Below are 15,219 nucleotides of genomic sequence, written 5' to 3'. Positions count from 1 at the left end.
TGGGCAACCGCGGTTCCGCGGCAGCAGGGGAAGTCCGAGAGGGGAATCAGCGCGTGACCGTCAACATGACCAAGGGCCAGGCCATCAGTCTGCAGAAGAACGACGGCGGCAGCCTGACCGCGGTCCGCATGGGTCTCGGCTGGCAGGCGGCCCCCCGCCGCGGCCTGTTCGGCTCGCGTACCCGGGAGATCGACCTGGACGCCTCCGCCGTTCTGTTCGCCGAGAAGCAGCCGGTCGACGTCGTCTTCTTCCGCCACCTGGTGAGCGACGACGGCTCCGTGCGCCACACCGGCGACAACCTCGTCGGCGGCGTCGGCCAGGGCGGCGACGACGAGGCCATCCTCGTCGACCTGTCCCGTGTCCCGGTCCACATCGACCAGATCGTCTTCACCGTGAACTCCTTCACGGGCCAGACCTTCCAGGAGGTGCAGAACGCGTTCTGCCGCCTCGTCGACGAGACCAACGGCCAGGAACTGGCCCGCTACACGCTGGCCGGCGGCGGCGCCTACACCGCCCAGATCATGGCGAAGGTGCACCGCTCGGGCGCGGGCTGGACGATGACGGCCCTCGGCAACCCGGCCAACGGCCGCACCTTCCAGGACCTGATGCCGTCGATCCTGCCGGTGCTCTGACCGGTACCGCACGCGACACCGCACCGCACGCGACACCGCACCGCACGGGACACAGGGGGGACGAGGGCAATGACGGCTGAGCTGGTGCGGGGGCAGAACCACCCGCTCTCCCGGTCCCGTCTCGAGATCCGGGTCTCGGCCGGTACGCCGATCGTGACCGCGGCCGCGCTCGGCGACGAGAACGGCCGGATCCACGGGGTGGAGTGGGTGGCCCACCCGGGCGCACCCACCCGGCCCGGCCTGGAGGTCTCGCGGCAGGCCGCCGCCGACCACCGGCTCGCGGTGGACCTGGACGCGATGGTGGACGCGGTCCACCGCGTCAGCGTGCTGCTCGCCCTGCCCACCCCGGCCGACGGCCGGGGCCCCGCCCGCTTCGGCGCCGTCGCCGCCCCCTTCGTCGCGGTCACCGGCCTGGACGGCACCGAAGTGGCCAGCTACACCGTCACCGGCCTGGACGCCGAGTCGGCCGTCGTCGCCCTGGAGCTCTACCGGCGCCAGGGCGCCTGGAAGGTCCGTGCGGTCGGCCAGGGCTACGCCGGGGGACTGGCCGAACTCTTCACCGACCAGGGCCTGCCCCAGGCACGGCAGCTCGCGGACGAGATCGACGAAGCGGTCGCGCGGGGCCTCGCCCGCTCCGTGCAGGCACCCCCGTCCCGTCCGTCGGACGGCGACCGTTCCCGGCAGACGGCCGCCCCGGCCCACCACCCCGACCAGGGCGTCGGCACCGCACCCCAGGGCGCCCCCGGCCCCGTGCCGCCCGCGTACGGCGCTCAGCCCGCCGGCCCGCCGGGACAGGACGGACCGCGGCCGGCGTACCCCGGGGGAGCCGCCGACCCGTCCGCGGTGACCACCGGCGGCCCGATCGACTACAGCCACCCCCGCCGGCGGAACGCCGCTCCGCCGCCCCCGCCGACCGCGCCCCCGGCCCGACCGGGACAGCCCGCCCGGCCCGTCGCCGGTGACGCGACCGGCTGGTCCATGGAGGAGCGCCTCTACAACCAGGTCTGGGGCATGTTCGAGGACCTGGCCCGCACCACCGCCGCCTACCGCAGCGCCGTCGACTTCGCCGAGTCACGCATGGACAAGGAGCTGGAACAGACCCTGTCCGACCCGCGCAGCCGGATCGGCAGCCAGGGCGACGCCGCGCGCGAGGCGGCCAGGGCACGGCAGGCCCGGCTCGTCGACCAGGCGAGGGAGGCCTTCGACCGGGACCTCGCCCAGCTCGTCGCCGAGGCCGACGTCGTCGAGCCCGCCCTCCCGCCGGCCTACGCGCGCTGGGACAACCCCGTCTGGCACGCCTACCGGGTGCCGATGGAGATCCCCATGGCGCTGCGCCTGGGCGACCTCCGGCTGCCGGAGGCCGACCGGCTCCGCATCCCGATGCTGCTCCGGCTGCCGCTGGAACGCGGTCTGTGGATCGACAGCGGACGGGCCGCCGGGCCGGACGAGTCGTTCACCGACCCCCACGACATGCGACGCCTCGCCATGGAGACGGCCGTGTCCCACGCGGCCCGGCTGCTCGCCGTGTATCCGGCGGGCGAGTTCACCGTGCACGTCGTCGACCCGGCCGGATCGGGCGCGCAGCCGCTGGCACCGCTGACCCGGGCGGGTGTGCTGGCGGCCCCGCCCGCCCAGGGGGCCGCGGGCGTCACGGAGGTCCTGGGCCGGCTCATCCAGCGGGTCGACCTGCTGCAGATGGCTCTGCGCGGCGGAGCGGCCGACTCGCTGCCCCCCGGTTTCGACACCTCCCGGCACCTGCTGGTCGTCAACGACTTCCCGCACGGCTTCGACGACCGCGGTGTGAACCAGCTGCGGTACCTCGCCGACGAGGGCCCGTCCGTCGGCGTCCACCTGATGATGGTCGCCGACCGCGAGGAGTCCGCCGACTACGGTCCGCTGCTCGATCCGCTGTGGCGTGCGCTGCTGCGGCTGACACCGGTCCCCGACGATCACCTGGCGGACCCCTGGGTCGGGCACGCCTGGACGTACGAGCCCTCGCTGGTGCCGCCCGGCAGCCGGATCCTCCAGCAGGTGCTCACCCGGGTCGCCGAGGCCCGCCGCGCCTGGCGGCCCTGACCGCGCCCCGGTTCGCCCGACCGGGGTGTCCCGCCCTTTGGGACGAGTTCCCACGACACTACGTCCCATCTGGAGCTTTGGTCTTTCTTTTACCCACCTCTTTACCAATCCTTGGGTATGGGGGTAAAGTTTTCCGCACGGAGGGGAGTACTCCCTGCCTGTGCGGCGACCCCGTCAATACGGATCAGACCTGATCCCGGGGCGTCGGCCCGAGGTGTTGTCCGGTGCTGCTTTCGAGTGCCGGAACCCGGGTGGAAGAGACCTCCGGCAGCGACGACGCTGATTTTTGCCGTGAGACGTATCTGCCGGAGGCGTAGTGGATGTTTCCCTGACCCTGTGGGTCCTGACCGTCGTGGGCCTCGCCGCCCTCATCTCGGTCGATTTCTTCATCGGCCGCAAGCCGCACGACGTATCGATCAAGGAAGCCGGGATCTGGACCATCGTCTGGATCGTCCTGGCCGTGCTCTTCGGGCTCGGCCTGCTGGTCTTCGGCGGCGGCCAGCCCGCCGGTGAGTTCTTCGCCGGCTTCATCACCGAGAAGTCGCTGAGCGTCGACAACCTCTTCGTCTTCGTCCTGATCATGACGAAATTCGCGGTGCCCTCGCAGTACCAGCAGCGGGTGCTCCTCGTCGGTGTGCTCATCGCCCTGGTGCTGCGGGCCGTCTTCATCGCAGCGGGCGCCGCGATCATCGCCAACTTCTCGTGGATCTTCTACATCTTCGGCGCCTTCCTCATCTGGACCGCCTGGAAGCTCATCAAGGAGGCCCGAGCTCCCGAAGAGGAGGAGGAGTTCGAGGAGAACAAGCTCCTCAAGGCCGCCGAACGCCGGTTCGGCGTGGCCGACCGGTACCACGGCACCAAACTGTGGATCGAGCAGAACGGCAAGCGGGTCATGACCCCGATGCTGGTCGTGATGCTCGCCATCGGCACCACCGACGTGCTCTTCGCGCTGGACTCGATCCCCGCGATCTTCGGCCTGACCCAGGACCCGTACATCGTCTTCACCGCGAACGCGTTCGCCCTGATGGGTCTCAGGCAGCTGTACTTCCTCCTCGGCGGCCTGCTGAGCAAGCTGGTCCACCTGGCCTACGGCCTGTCGATCATCCTCGGCTTCATCGGCGTGAAGCTGGTGCTGCACGCGCTGCACGAGTCCGGGGTGCACGTTCCCGTGATCAGCATCCCGGTGTCGCTGGGCGTGATCTGCTCCGTCCTGGTCGTCACCACGATCACCAGCCTGCGGGCCTCCAGGAAGCAGGCCCGGATCGAGGGCTCCGCCGACAAGAACAGCATCGACGTCTGACCTGGTCCCTCACCGGACGGAAAAACTCCGGGAGCGGAGCGCGGCCCACGGCCGAGCACCGCTCCCGGTGTCTGCCTGTCTCCCGCCCGATCACGACAGGAAACCTCAGCGGAAGGAATCGCGGCCACACGCGCTGCCGCCCGTCACTGACCATTCCTCCAGCAGTAGAGGAGATCATGCGCCACAACGACCACCCCGGAATGACAAGGAACACGGAAGCGGCCGGTGCGAGGAGCGGGTCGTCAGAGCTCAGAGAGGCCGGAGTACGGCGCTCGGCCCTCTCCGAGGGCCTCGCCTCATGAACAGGTGGGTCAAAGGGCTGACGGACCGGTGGACGACCGTGGTGCCGGTGCTCGCCGCGGTGCTCCTGCTGTTCACCTGGGGCCGCGAACTGCCCGGAGCGGTCGTCGCGGTGGCGGTCGTCGTGCTGGCGGCAGCGGTGCTGGCCGCCGTGCACCATGCGGAGGTGGTGGCCCACCGGGTCGGTGAACCCTTCGGTTCACTGGTCCTCGCGGTCGCCGTCACGATCATCGAGGTCGCGTTGATCGTCACCCTGATGATCGACGGGGGGCCCGAGACCGCGTCCCTGGCCAGGGACACCGTCTTCGCAGCCGTGATGATCACCTGTAACGGCATCCTCGGCCTGAGCCTTCTGGTCGGCTCACTGCGCCACGGCACGGCCGTCTTCAACCCGGAAGGCGCCAGTGCGGCGCTCGCCACGGTGGCGACACTGGCGGGGCTCACCCTCGTGCTGCCGACGTTCACCACCAGCAAGCCCGGGCCCGAGTTCTCCGCGGTGCAACTCACCTTCGCCGCGGTCACCTCACTGATCCTCTACGGCTTGTTCGTCGCCACCCAGACCGTTCGGCACCGTGACTACTTCCTGCCCGTGCAGAAGCTGGGCAGGCAGGGCATGCCGGTCACGAAGGTCGAGGACGAGGACGAGCACGCCGTCGCCCCCTCCAACCGCACCGCGCTGATCAGTCTCGGACTGCTCGGTCTGGCCCTGGTCGGTGTGGTCGGCCTTGCCAAAGGAGTCTCGCCCGCCATCGAGTCCGGTGTATCGGCCGCCGGGCTGCCCCACGCCGTCGTCGGTGTGATCATCGCCCTGCTGGTCCTGCTTCCCGAGACCATCGCGGCCGTGCGGGCCGCGCGGCGCAATCGTGTGCAGACCAGCGTCAACCTCGCACTCGGTTCGGCGATGGCCAGTATCGGACTGAGCATCCCCGCGGTCGCGATCGCGTCCTTCTGGCTCTCCGGTCCGCTCGTTCTGGGACTCGGCAACACCCACATGGTGCTGCTCGCCCTGACCGTGATGGTCGGCGTCCTGACCGTGCGCCCCGGCCGGGCCACACCGCTCCAGGGCGGGGTGCACCTGGTGATCCTCGCCGCCTATCTCGAACTGGCGCTCAACCCGTAACACCGGCCCGACCCGTGACACCGATCGCAGAACCGCCTCCGGGCGGGCGCGCGCCCCGCGGCACCCGCGCGGGCGCACCCCCCACCCGGAGGCGGTTCCGTCGGCACCCCGGGGCCCCGGCGGGCACCCGGGACACCGTGATAGACCGGTCCGAGCAACGTTCCGGTGGCAACCGGCCGTTGCGACCGGCTCCATGCCCCCGCACGACGAACCTTTCGAACGGACCGGAGGAACTGTGCCCCGCAACCTGGCCGACGCCCCGATCATGATTCTCAACGGCCCCAATCTGAACCTGCTCGGGCAGCGTCAGCCGGAGATCTACGGCTCCGAGACGCTCACCGACGTCGAGGCGCTGTGCGCCGAGGCGGCGAGCAGGCACGGGGGCACGGTGGACCTGCGCCAGTCCAACCACGAGGGCCAGTTGGTGGACTGGATCCACGAGGCGCGGCTGAACCACTGCGGCATCGTGATCAACCCCGGTGCCTACTCGCACACCTCCGTCGCGATCCTCGACGCCCTCAACACCTGTGACGGCCTGCCCGTGGTGGAGGTCCACATCTCCAACATCCACCGGCGCGAGACCTTCCGGCACCACTCCTACGTCTCGCTGCGGGCCGACGGGGTCATCGCGGGGTGCGGGGTGCAGGGCTATGCGTTCGCCGTGGAGCGCGTCGCGGCGCTGGCCGGCCCGGGCAGGGCGCAGGCGTAGACCCCGCACCGGCCGTCCGCCGCGTCGCCCGGTGGCGTCAGCCCGGGGGCGTCACCAGCCCCGGGCGCGCCACTCCGGCAGATGCGGGCGCTCCGCGCCCAGCGTGGTGTCGTCGCCGTGTCCGGGGTAGACCCAGGTCTCGTCCGGGAGCACGTCGAAGATCTTGGTCTCCACGTCGTGGATCAGACTGGCGAACGCCTTCGGATCCTGGTGGGTGTTGCCCACACCGCCCGGGAACAGGCAGTCCCCCGTGAACACGTGGGGATGCCCGTGCGGGTCGTCGTAGACGAGGGCGATCGAGCCGGGCGTGTGGCCGACGAGGTGACGCGCGGTGAGCTCCACCCGCCCCACCCGGATCGTGTCGCCGTCGTCGACCAGGACGTCCGTCGGCACCGGGATGCCCTCGGCGTCGTCCCGGCCCGCGTGGGTGCGCGCTCCGGTGGCCGCCACGACCTGGGCGAGCGCCTGCCAGTGGTCGCCGTGCCGGTGGGTGGTGACGACGGACGCGATGCCGTCGTCACCGATCGAGCCCAGCAGGGTCTCCGCGTCGTTGGCCGCGTCGATCAGCAACTGCTCGTCGGTGGCCCGGCAACGCAGCAGATAGGCGTTGTTGTCCATGGGCCCGACCGCGACCTTGGTGATCATCAGGTCCTTGAGTTCGTGCACGTCGGCCGGCCCGCCGACCGTCACCTGCCCGCTGTAGGTCATGGCGGCCAGCCTATATCGGAGGAAGGGCGGGCAGCGGGCCGTTCTTCACCGTCAGCGCCGAGCCGTCGCGGCGTCCGGCGAGCCAGCCGAGCAGGTCGGCGGCCGGGCCCTCCACCTCGACCTCCACCGGGCCGTCCGGTGCCCCGCCGCCGGTGGTCCAGCTCCGGCCGTCAGCAGTGGTCAGCCGCGTCGTGGGCACGTCCCGGTGGCCCTTGAACCGCGCCACCAGGAAGCGGATCTCCCGTTCGGCGAACTCCGCCGAAAGATCCTCCAGCTCGTAGCCGATGCCGAGGTCCACGTGGTGGAGCTCCACCTCGATCAGGCGCCGGAACGGCACCCGGGCCGCCCGGTCCGTGACCCCGTTGCGCAGTGCCACGGTGCGTGACCAGTCCGCGGGCGCCGCGCCCACCTCCTGGAAGCGGGCCCCGGTCTCCCGCAGGTCCGCGAGCTGGACGTCGAGGGGGCGCGGGGCGTCCCGCTCGATGTCGGTCTCCCGGACTTCGGCGGAGGGGTACATCGGACGCCCCTCCAGGACGTTCACCAGGGCGTCCGCGTTGCGGGCCAGGTGGGCCAGCACATGGCCACGGGTCCAGCCGGGAAGCCGTGACGACTGGGTCACAGCGGCGTTGTCCAGGGTGCCGACCGCGTCGAGCAGCCGCTCGGTCGCGTCATGGACGGATGCCAGGTCATGCGCGTGATCGGTCATGGGAGCGACCCTAGTCTCGTCACACCTTCGGGTGAAGGCGGCGCGGAAGGGCCGTAAATCGAATGCACGTGCTATAAGGTCGTATCCGGCGTCGGGCATGCTGGAGAGCCGGGGATTGTTGTCAACCCGTGAATCCGACCGGCGTTGTCAGTGGCTCGCCCTAGTGTGAGAAAGCACGGGGGTCCCGCCCCTGTCACTTCTCTCAAGAAAGGTGCGGACCGGCGTGGCCGACCGTCTCATCGTCCGTGGAGCACGCGAGCACAACCTCAAGAACGTCTCGCTCGACCTCCCCCGCGACTCGCTCATCGTCTTCACGGGCCTGTCGGGGTCGGGCAAGTCCTCGCTGGCCTTCGACACGATCTTCGCCGAGGGCCAGCGTCGCTACGTGGAGTCGCTCTCCTCGTACGCCCGGCAGTTCCTCGGCCAGATGGACAAGCCGGACGTCGACTTCATCGAGGGCCTGTCCCCGGCGGTCTCCATCGACCAGAAGTCGACCTCGCGCAACCCGCGCTCCACGGTCGGCACCATCACCGAGGTCTACGACTACCTGCGGCTGCTCTTCGCGCGCATCGGCAAGCCGCACTGCCCCGAGTGCGCCCGGCCCATCTCGCGCCAGTCGCCGCAGGCGATCGTCGACCGGGTGCTGGAGCTGCCGGAGGGCAGCCGCTTCCAGGTGCTCTCCCCGCTGGTGCGCGAGCGCAAGGGCGAGTTCGTCGACCTCTTCGCCGACCTCCAGACCAAGGGCTACTCCCGCGCGCGGGTGGACGGCGAGACCGTCCAGCTCTCCCACCCGCCCACGCTGAAGAAGCAGGAGAAGCACACCATCGAGGTGGTCGTCGACCGCCTCACGGTGAAGGACAGCGCCAAGCGCCGGCTCACCGACTCCGTCGAGACCGCGCTCGGCCTGTCCGGCGGCATGGTCGTGCTCGACTTCGTCGACCTCCCGGAGGACGACCCCGAGCGCGAGCGCATGTTCTCCGAGCACCTGTACTGCCCGTACGACGACCTGTCCTTCGAGGAGCTGGAGCCCCGCTCCTTCTCCTTCAACTCGCCCTTCGGCGCCTGCCCCGAGTGCACCGGCATCGGCACGCGCATGGAGGTCGACCCGGAGCTGATCGTCCCCGACGAGGAGAAGAGCCTCGACGAGGGCGCCATCCACCCCTGGTCGCACGGCCACACCAAGGACTACTTCGCCCGTCTGATCGGCGCCCTCGCCGACGCGCTGGGCTTCCGTACGGACATCCCCTTCGCCGGTCTGCCGCAGCGCGCCAAGAAGGCCCTGCTCAACGGCCACAAGACCCAGGTCGAGGTCCGCTACCGCAACCGGTACGGGAGGGAGCGCCGGTACACCACGGCCTTCGAGGGCGCCATCCCCTTCGTCAAGCGCCGGCACAGCGAGGCCGAGAGCGACTCCAGCCGCGAGCGCTTCGAGGGCTACATGCGCGAGGTGGCCTGCCCCTCCTGCTCGGGCACCCGCCTCAAGCCCATCGTTCTCGCCGTCACCGTCATGGAGAAGTCGATCGCCGAGGTCTCGGCCATGTCGATCAGCGAGTGCGCGAACTTCCTCGGCGCCCTCAAGCTCACCGCCCGTGAGAAGAAGATCGCCGAGCGCGTGCTGAAGGAGGTCAACGAGCGGCTGCGCTTCCTGGTCGACGTCGGCCTCGACTACCTCTCGCTGAACCGCGCCGCGGGCACGCTCTCCGGCGGCGAGGCCCAGCGCATCCGCCTGGCCACCCAGATCGGCTCCGGCCTGGTGGGCGTCCTGTACGTCCTCGACGAGCCGTCCATCGGCCTGCACCAGCGCGACAACCACCGGCTGATCGAGACGCTGGTCAGGCTGCGCGACATGGGCAACACGCTCATCGTCGTCGAGCACGACGAGGACACCATCAAGGTCGCCGACTGGATCGTCGACATCGGTCCGGGCGCCGGCGAGCACGGGGGCAAGGTCGTGCACAGCGGCGCACTGAAGGAGTTGCTGGACAACGCGGAGTCGCAGACCGGTCAGTACCTGTCCGGAAAGAAGGCCATCCCGCTGCCGGACGTCCGCCGCCCGCAGGACCCGGCACGCCGGCTCACGGTGCACGGCGCCCGCGAGAACAACCTGCGGGACATCGACGTGTCCTTCCCCCTGGGGGTGTTCACCGCGGTCACCGGAGTCTCCGGCTCCGGCAAGTCCACCCTGGTCAACGACATCCTGTACACCCACCTGGCCCGCGAGCTGAACGGCGCCCGCAGCGTCCCCGGCCGGCACACGCGGGTGGACGGCGACGACCTCGTCGACAAGGTAGTGCACGTCGACCAGTCGCCCATCGGCCGCACCCCGCGTTCCAACCCGGCCACGTACACCGGTGTCTTCGACCACGTCCGCAAGCTGTTCGCCGAGACGACCGAGGCCAAGGTCCGCGGTTACCTGCCCGGCCGCTTCTCCTTCAACGTCAAGGGCGGACGCTGCGAGAACTGCGCGGGCGACGGCACCATCAAGATCGAGATGAACTTCCTCCCGGACGTGTACGTCCCGTGCGAGGTCTGCCACGGCGCCCGCTACAACCGGGAGACCCTGGAGGTCCACTACAAGGGCAAGTCGATCGCCGACGTCCTGAACATGCCGATCGAGGAGGCCATGCACTTCTTCGAGGCCGTCCCGGCGATCTCCCGCCACATGAAGACGCTCCACGACGTCGGACTCGGGTACGTCCGGCTCGGTCAGGCCGCCACCACCCTGTCCGGCGGTGAGGCACAGCGGGTCAAGCTCGCCAGCGAGCTGCAGAAGCGCTCCACCGGCCGCACGGTCTACGTCCTGGACGAGCCGACCACGGGTCTGCACTTCGAGGACATCAGCAAGCTGCTGACGGTCCTCTCCGGCCTGGTCGACAAGGGCAACACGGTCATCGTCATCGAGCACAACCTCGACGTGATCAAGACCGCCGACTGGGTCGTCGACATGGGCCCCGAGGGCGGCGCCGGCGGCGGCCTGGTCGTCGCGGAGGGCACACCCGAGCAGGTCGCGTCCGTCTCGACCAGCCACACCGGGAAGTTCCTCCGCGACGTCCTGGGAGGGGACCGGATCAGCGACGCCGCCTCGGTGCCCGCCCCCCGCAAGACGGCGGCGAGGACCACGGCGAAGACGGCGGCGAAGAAGACGGCCGCCGCCAAGGCCGCCACCCGGAAGACCGCGGCGACCGCCAAGACCGGCGCCAAGGCAACGCCCCGGGCGGCCAAGGCCTGATCAGGCGGGACGTTCCCGCACGGTGCCCCGCGGGAACGTCCCGCGGGGCACCGTGCGAAGGCCCGACCCGACGGCTCGGGCGGTGCGCTCAGCCCGCCAGCTCGTGGGCGTACGGGGGCTCCGCGCCCGCGCGTGAGCAGGTGATCGCCGCCGCGCGGGCCGCGAAACCGAGCACGTCCCCCCATCCGTCCGCGCCCAGGGCGGACACCCCCTGCTCACCGAGCGCGTCCCGGGTCGCCAGGCCGTGCAGCAGCGCCGCGTTGACCGTGTCGCCCGCGCCGATCGTGTCCACCACCTCGACCGGCTCACCCGGCACGGAGTACTCGCCGCCGTCCCGGGTGAAGGCGGTCAGCCCGTCACCGCCCCGGGTGACCACGACCGCCGCCGGACCGGCCGCCAGCCACTCCTCGGGGGTGCCGCCGAGCCACCGGGCGTCCTCCTCCGACAGCTTCAGCAGCGACACCGACGGCAGCCACCTCCTGAACCGGGCCCGGTAGGCGTCGGCGTCCGGGATCAGCCCCGGCCGGATGTTGGGATCCAGCGTCGTGAACACGCCGCGCGCGTGAGCGGCGTGCATCAGCTCCTCGTACGCGCTCGCCCCCGGCTCCAGCACGAGCGAGCAGGTGCCGAAGGACACCGCGCGGGTACCGGGCGGCAACGCCCGGGGAGCCGTGAACAGCCGGTCCGCGGTCCCCTCCACGTAGAACGAGTAGACCGCGGAGCCGTCCGCGCCGACCGTGGCGACGGCGAGCGTCGTCGGTTCGTCGCCCCGCTGGACCGCCGAGACCTCCACACCGGTCCCGCGCAGCCGGTCCAGCAGCGCCTCACCGAAGGCGTCGCGGGACACCCGGGAGCAGAACGCGGCGGGGGAGCCGAGGCGGCCCAGCGCCACCGCCGTGTTGAAGGGGCCGCCGCCGAGCGCCGGCGTCAGTGCCGTGAGCGCGCCCGCGCCCTGCGGTACCAGGTCGATCAGTGCCTCACCGGCTACGACGATCACGAGGGGTTCCCTTTCTCGGGCTGCTGGTTCTCGGCCCGCTGGTTCTCGGGCTGCCGGGTCTTCTTCTGCCCGGACCGCTGCGTCCGTGGCGGCTGCGGCGGATGTGTGCGCTGCTCCGGCCGGTCCGGGCAGCCGCAGGAGGTGCGGTGCACGAAGGAGCAGGGGAGCCGGACCGTCCGCGCGGGCCGGTCCGGCGCGGCCAGCCGGTCCAGGAGCACCTGGACGGCCCGGGCGCCGATCTCCCTGCCGGGCTGGGCGATCGCGGTGAGCCGGGGCGAGAACAGGTCCGCCCAGGCGAAGTCGTCGAAGCAGCACAGCGCGATGTCCTCGGGCACCGAGAGGCCGTGGGCGCGCAGGGCCCGCAGCGTGCCGATGGTCATGGCGTTGTTGGCGGTGACCAGCGCGGTCGGGGGAGCGCCGAGGGACAGCAGGGCGCCGGTGGCCCGTTCGGCGCCGGCCGACTCGGAGTCGCCGTGCACCAGGAGCCGCTCGTCGAACGGCAGCCCCGCGTCCGCGAGGCCGTTCCGGTACCCGGTGATCCGCTCGGACGTGGTGCTGAGCCCCGGCAGCCCCGCCACCAGGGCGATCCGGCGGTGACCGAGCCCGGCGAGGTGTGTGACCAGGCGGGCCACGGGCTCCGTGCTCTCGGCGCAGACCTGGTCGAAGCGCGGACCGCCGCCCTCCGGGTCCTCGACCACCCGGTCGAGGAACACGGCCGGCACCCGGTGCCGCCCGAGGTAGGCGAGGAGCTCGCGCGGATGCGCGGAGGGCGCGACGATCATGCCTTCCACCCGGCGCTCGTGCAGCAGCTGGACGACCTTGCGCTCGTGCTCCGGATCGTCGTGCGGGTCGGCGATGAGCAGGCTGTAGCCACGCTCCAGGGCGGCCGCCTCGATCCCCTGGAGGATCTCGGTGAAGTACGGGTTGCTGATCGCCGACACCGCGAGCCCGATCGAGCGGGTGCGGGAGGTGACCAGCGAACGGGCCAGGGTGTTCGGGGTGTAACCGAGCTCCTCCACGGCGTCCAGGACCGCCTGGCGCGTGTGCGGGAGCACCGGCCGGGTGCCGTTCAGGACGTGCGAGACGGTCGCGACCGAGACCCCGGCACTCCGCGCCACGTCCGTCATGGTCGCCATCGCCCGCTCCCTTTCGTGCACCGGTTGCAGATCGCAGATCGCAGATCGCCGACTGCCGTCCCCGCGGCGCCGTGACGAGGAAGGTATCCCATCCGGCGGCGGACGTAAACGCTTGCGCAAACGTTTACGTCCGCCGCCGGGAGCCCACCCGTCCGGTGACTCACCCGCTCCCCGCCCGGAAACCGGAGCGACCGCCCCCGGTAGGGTCGGCCTCGTACAACCGTCCGACCCGTGGAGTTCCCATGTCCGGCCGACCCGTCGCGAGCCGTCGTACCGTTCTCAGAGGCGTGGCCCTCACCTCAGTCGCCGGACTCGGCCTCACCGCCTGCGGGGCCCCCGAGAAGAGGCTCGAGCCGCCGACCGAGCCCGTCGAGCTCGGCGCGGAGAGCGAGATCGCACCGGGGAGCACCAAGCTGTTCCGGGACCACAACATCGTCGTCAGCCGGGGCTCGGACGACTCCTTCACGGCCTACAGCACCGTCTGCACGCACGCGAGCTGCGCCATCGGCAAGCTGGAGGGGACGAAGCTGATCTGCCCCTGCCACGGCAGCGAGTTCGACGCCACCACCGGCAAGGTGCTGCGCGAGCCCGCGGTGGCGCCGCTGACGCCGCTCTCCGTGGAAGTGCGGAACGGCACGATCGTGGCCGGCCCGCAGGCCTGACCGGGCCGCCCGGTCCCGGCCCGGCCCCGTCCGGTCTCAGTCCCAGTCCCAGCCGATCCCCACGTACCCCGACCGCAGCCGCGGTTCGACCAGGTGCACCGAGCGGTGCAGGTCGCTCACCACCAGCTCCTGGTGACCGCCGCGCGGCGCCGCCGCGGAGTGCTGGGTGAACCGGTGGCAGCGCGCGGGCAGCGCCCCGGCGTCGAAGCACACCTGGAGCGCGTACTGGCCGCCGGGGGAGTCCGCCCCGTGCGCGTACTCGCGGGAGACGCCGGCCGTGCCGTCCTCGACGGCGTAGCGGAAGAGGAACGTGTCGCCGGCCCGCAGCCGGGTGTCGAAGAGCAGCTCGGCCGCGAGCACGCCGGTGTCCTGCTGCAGGCGGATCCGGCCGGTGCGACAGTTCTCCAGGGCGTGCACGGTCATCCGGGCCGGCGCGGAACCGGGATCGCCGTGGTGGACGGCCACGAAGCGGTCGACGCCGTCCCGGTGGGCGCGCACGATGTGGTGCGACTCGCGCTCCGCGAGCTCGCGGCGCGCCCCGATCAGGACCCGCTCGTGGTGCGCCACGGTGTGCAGCCCGCTGTCCCGCGTGGCACCGAGCTCGGCCAGCAGCCCCGCCAGGACGCCCGAGGCCTCCACCAGCGAGCGGTAGGAGCGGCCCGCCGGACCGCGGTCCTGCGCCTGATCGCCGGAATCCGCGAGCAGACGGATCAGCGACTCCTCCGGCAACTGCAGGATCTCCTCCAGGGCCCGTACGGCGCGCAGCGATTCGGGGCGCTGCGGGCGGCGGGCGCCCTGCTGCCAGTAACTGAGGCTGGTGACGCCCACCTTCACGCCGTGGCGCGACAGATGGTGCTGCACGCGTTGCAGCGGCAGTCCACGGGCGGCTATCGCGGCCCGCAGGGCGACATGGAAGGGCCCGCCACGCAGGACCGAGTCCAGTTCCGCGGTGGCGGCGGTGGCGGTGTCCGTGTGCGGTGTGGCGTGCGGCATGCAGGGGCCTTTCTCTGAATGTCCACAACGGCTGGTCAGACCGTTCGCTCGGGGCACCCCGGGTGCGTCTCCCGTCGGCACGGCAGGACGTTCACATCCGTACGCCGTCGTTCAGGGCCCCGAGTTCCCCCGCATTGAAGCGTGTTGACCAATTCCCGACAACACCTGATGCCCGACGGAGGCGCACCCGCACGGTGTGCACGCGCGTGCCACACAGTTCAGGGGCCGTACCGGACCCGAAGGTCGGTACGGCCCCTGAACTGCGGCTCTGCCGCGACCGGGTGCTCTAGGAGCGGCCGGTTCACCCGTGCTCGTCCGCGCGACGTGCACGCAGGCGCTTGGCGTGCACGATGGCGGGATCGCGCGGGTCGAAGGGGCCGAGGGAGCCGAAACGGCTGTAGGGGTCGAAACGGCTGAAGGAGTCGAAGGGGTCGAGGGCCGGGGCCGTCTCCTGCGCGTCCCGGCGTGCGCGGGCCGGCAGCCGTCGTTTTTCGACCTGTGTCCGTCGTGTCCGCCGCATTCGACCAGCCTCCGACTCGTGACCGCGTCCGCTTCCCGCCCTGCGGCCTGCCGTCAGGCCGGACCTCCCACCTTCCCGTTTCCCGGCGGCCGTAACCTTCCGGAGCGGCGCCCGGCCGGTGGTTCCACGGT

13 protein-coding genes are annotated in these 15,219 nt (G+C 71.4%); 7 read left to right on the top strand and 6 right to left on the bottom strand.

Annotated elements, in window-relative coordinates:
- Positions 1-53: 53 nt before the first annotated feature.
- The 5 genes from ACWEQO_RS00890 (at position 54) to aroQ (ending at position 6,137) form a co-directional block, all read left to right on the top strand.
- Positions 54-632 carry a TerD family protein gene (locus ACWEQO_RS00890; protein WP_361450851.1) on the top strand — a complete coding sequence of 193 codons (579 nt, stop codon included), beginning with the start codon at positions 54-56 and terminating at the stop codon, positions 630-632.
- A gap of 69 nt (positions 633-701) precedes the next feature.
- The gene (locus ACWEQO_RS00885; RefSeq protein WP_452977440.1) at positions 702-2,708 is read left to right on the top strand and encodes a TerD family protein; all 2,007 of its coding nucleotides are present in this window, start codon (positions 702-704) and stop codon (positions 2,706-2,708) included.
- Positions 2,709-3,024: 316 nt separating this feature from the next.
- Positions 3,025-4,008 carry a TerC/Alx family metal homeostasis membrane protein gene (locus ACWEQO_RS00880; RefSeq protein ID WP_361450857.1) on the top strand — a complete coding sequence of 328 codons (984 nt, stop codon included), beginning with the start codon at positions 3,025-3,027 and terminating at the stop codon, positions 4,006-4,008.
- Positions 4,009-4,306: 298 nt separating this feature from the next.
- Positions 4,307-5,428, top strand: coding sequence for a calcium:proton antiporter (locus tag ACWEQO_RS00875; RefSeq protein ID WP_361450860.1), 1,122 nt, complete (start codon positions 4,307-4,309; stop codon positions 5,426-5,428).
- A 235-nt stretch (positions 5,429-5,663) separates the two neighbouring features.
- Entirely contained in the window at positions 5,664-6,137 is a 474-nt protein-coding gene (gene aroQ / locus ACWEQO_RS00870; protein WP_361450863.1) for a type II 3-dehydroquinate dehydratase, read from the top strand.
- A 51-nt stretch (positions 6,138-6,188) separates the two neighbouring features.
- Here aroQ and ACWEQO_RS00865 read toward each other — a convergent pair whose 3' ends face one another.
- Together ACWEQO_RS00865 and ACWEQO_RS00860 are read right to left on the bottom strand one after the other, a co-directional pair.
- Entirely contained in the window at positions 6,189-6,845 is a 657-nt protein-coding gene (locus ACWEQO_RS00865; protein ID WP_361450866.1) for an MBL fold metallo-hydrolase, read from the bottom strand.
- 10 nt (positions 6,846-6,855) lie between these two features.
- A complete protein-coding gene (locus ACWEQO_RS00860) occupies positions 6,856-7,551 on the bottom strand; it encodes a maleylpyruvate isomerase family mycothiol-dependent enzyme (RefSeq protein WP_452977434.1) in 696 nt (231 codons plus the stop codon).
- Between the two features lie 223 nt (positions 7,552-7,774).
- Between ACWEQO_RS00860 and uvrA the strand changes: the two genes are divergently transcribed.
- Complete coding sequence (gene uvrA, locus ACWEQO_RS00855) at positions 7,775-10,780, top strand: excinuclease ABC subunit UvrA (protein WP_452977431.1); 3,006 nt, start codon at positions 7,775-7,777, stop codon at positions 10,778-10,780.
- An 88-nt stretch (positions 10,781-10,868) separates the two neighbouring features.
- Here the strand turns inward: uvrA and ACWEQO_RS00850 are convergent, their stop codons facing one another.
- Complete coding sequence (locus ACWEQO_RS00850; protein WP_452977428.1) at positions 10,869-11,777, bottom strand: carbohydrate kinase family protein; 909 nt, start codon at positions 11,775-11,777, stop codon at positions 10,869-10,871.
- On the bottom strand, positions 11,774-12,913 hold the full coding sequence (locus ACWEQO_RS00845; RefSeq protein ID WP_361450878.1) for a LacI family DNA-binding transcriptional regulator: 1,140 nt from the start codon (positions 12,911-12,913) through the stop codon (positions 11,774-11,776). Before ACWEQO_RS00845 ends, ACWEQO_RS00850 begins: the two co-directional genes overlap by 4 nt.
- Before the next feature lie 242 nt (positions 12,914-13,155).
- On the opposite strand from ACWEQO_RS00845, the gene ACWEQO_RS00840 reads away from it, so the two are divergent.
- Positions 13,156-13,575 carry a Rieske (2Fe-2S) protein gene (locus tag ACWEQO_RS00840; RefSeq protein WP_361462263.1) on the top strand — a complete coding sequence of 140 codons (420 nt, stop codon included), beginning with the start codon at positions 13,156-13,158 and terminating at the stop codon, positions 13,573-13,575.
- Between the two features lie 36 nt (positions 13,576-13,611).
- On the opposite strand, the gene ACWEQO_RS00835 is transcribed toward ACWEQO_RS00840, so the two are convergent.
- Together ACWEQO_RS00835 and ACWEQO_RS00830 are read right to left on the bottom strand one after the other, a co-directional pair.
- Complete coding sequence (locus ACWEQO_RS00835; protein WP_452977424.1) at positions 13,612-14,568, bottom strand: hypothetical protein; 957 nt, start codon at positions 14,566-14,568, stop codon at positions 13,612-13,614.
- Positions 14,569-14,869: 301 nt separating this feature from the next.
- Positions 14,870-15,088 (bottom strand): hypothetical protein, encoded by a 219-nt coding sequence (locus tag ACWEQO_RS00830; protein WP_452977421.1) that lies wholly within the window; start codon positions 15,086-15,088, stop codon positions 14,870-14,872.
- Positions 15,089-15,219 lie beyond the last annotated feature (131 nt).

Source organism: Streptomyces sp. NPDC004051 (genome assembly GCF_053604275.1).
This window is presented reverse-complemented; position numbering and strand designations above follow the sequence as displayed.

Bases quoted from the DNA above. Each gene is read 5' to 3' on its own strand.
- ACWEQO_RS00885 (WP_452977440.1), top strand. From the start codon at position 702: ATGACGGCTGAGCTGGTGCGGGGGCAGAACCACCCGCTCTCCCGGTCC.
- ACWEQO_RS00875 (WP_361450860.1), top strand. From the start codon at position 4,307: ATGAACAGGTGGGTCAAAGGGCTGACGGACCGGTGGACGACCGTGGTG.
- ACWEQO_RS00865 (WP_361450866.1), bottom strand. From the start codon at position 6,845: ATGACCTACAGCGGGCAGGTGACGGTCGGCGGGCCGGCCGACGTGCAC.
- ACWEQO_RS00860 (WP_452977434.1), bottom strand. From the start codon at position 7,551: ATGACCGATCACGCGCATGACCTGGCATCCGTCCATGACGCGACCGAG.
- ACWEQO_RS00845 (WP_361450878.1), bottom strand. From the start codon at position 12,913: ATGGCGACCATGACGGACGTGGCGCGGAGTGCCGGGGTCTCGGTCGCG.
- ACWEQO_RS00840 (WP_361462263.1), top strand. From the start codon at position 13,156: ATGTCCGGCCGACCCGTCGCGAGCCGTCGTACCGTTCTCAGAGGCGTG.
- ACWEQO_RS00835 (WP_452977424.1), bottom strand. From the start codon at position 14,568: ATGCCGCACGCCACACCGCACACGGACACCGCCACCGCCGCCACCGCG.
- ACWEQO_RS00830 (WP_452977421.1), bottom strand. From the start codon at position 15,088: ATGCGGCGGACACGACGGACACAGGTCGAAAAACGACGGCTGCCGGCC.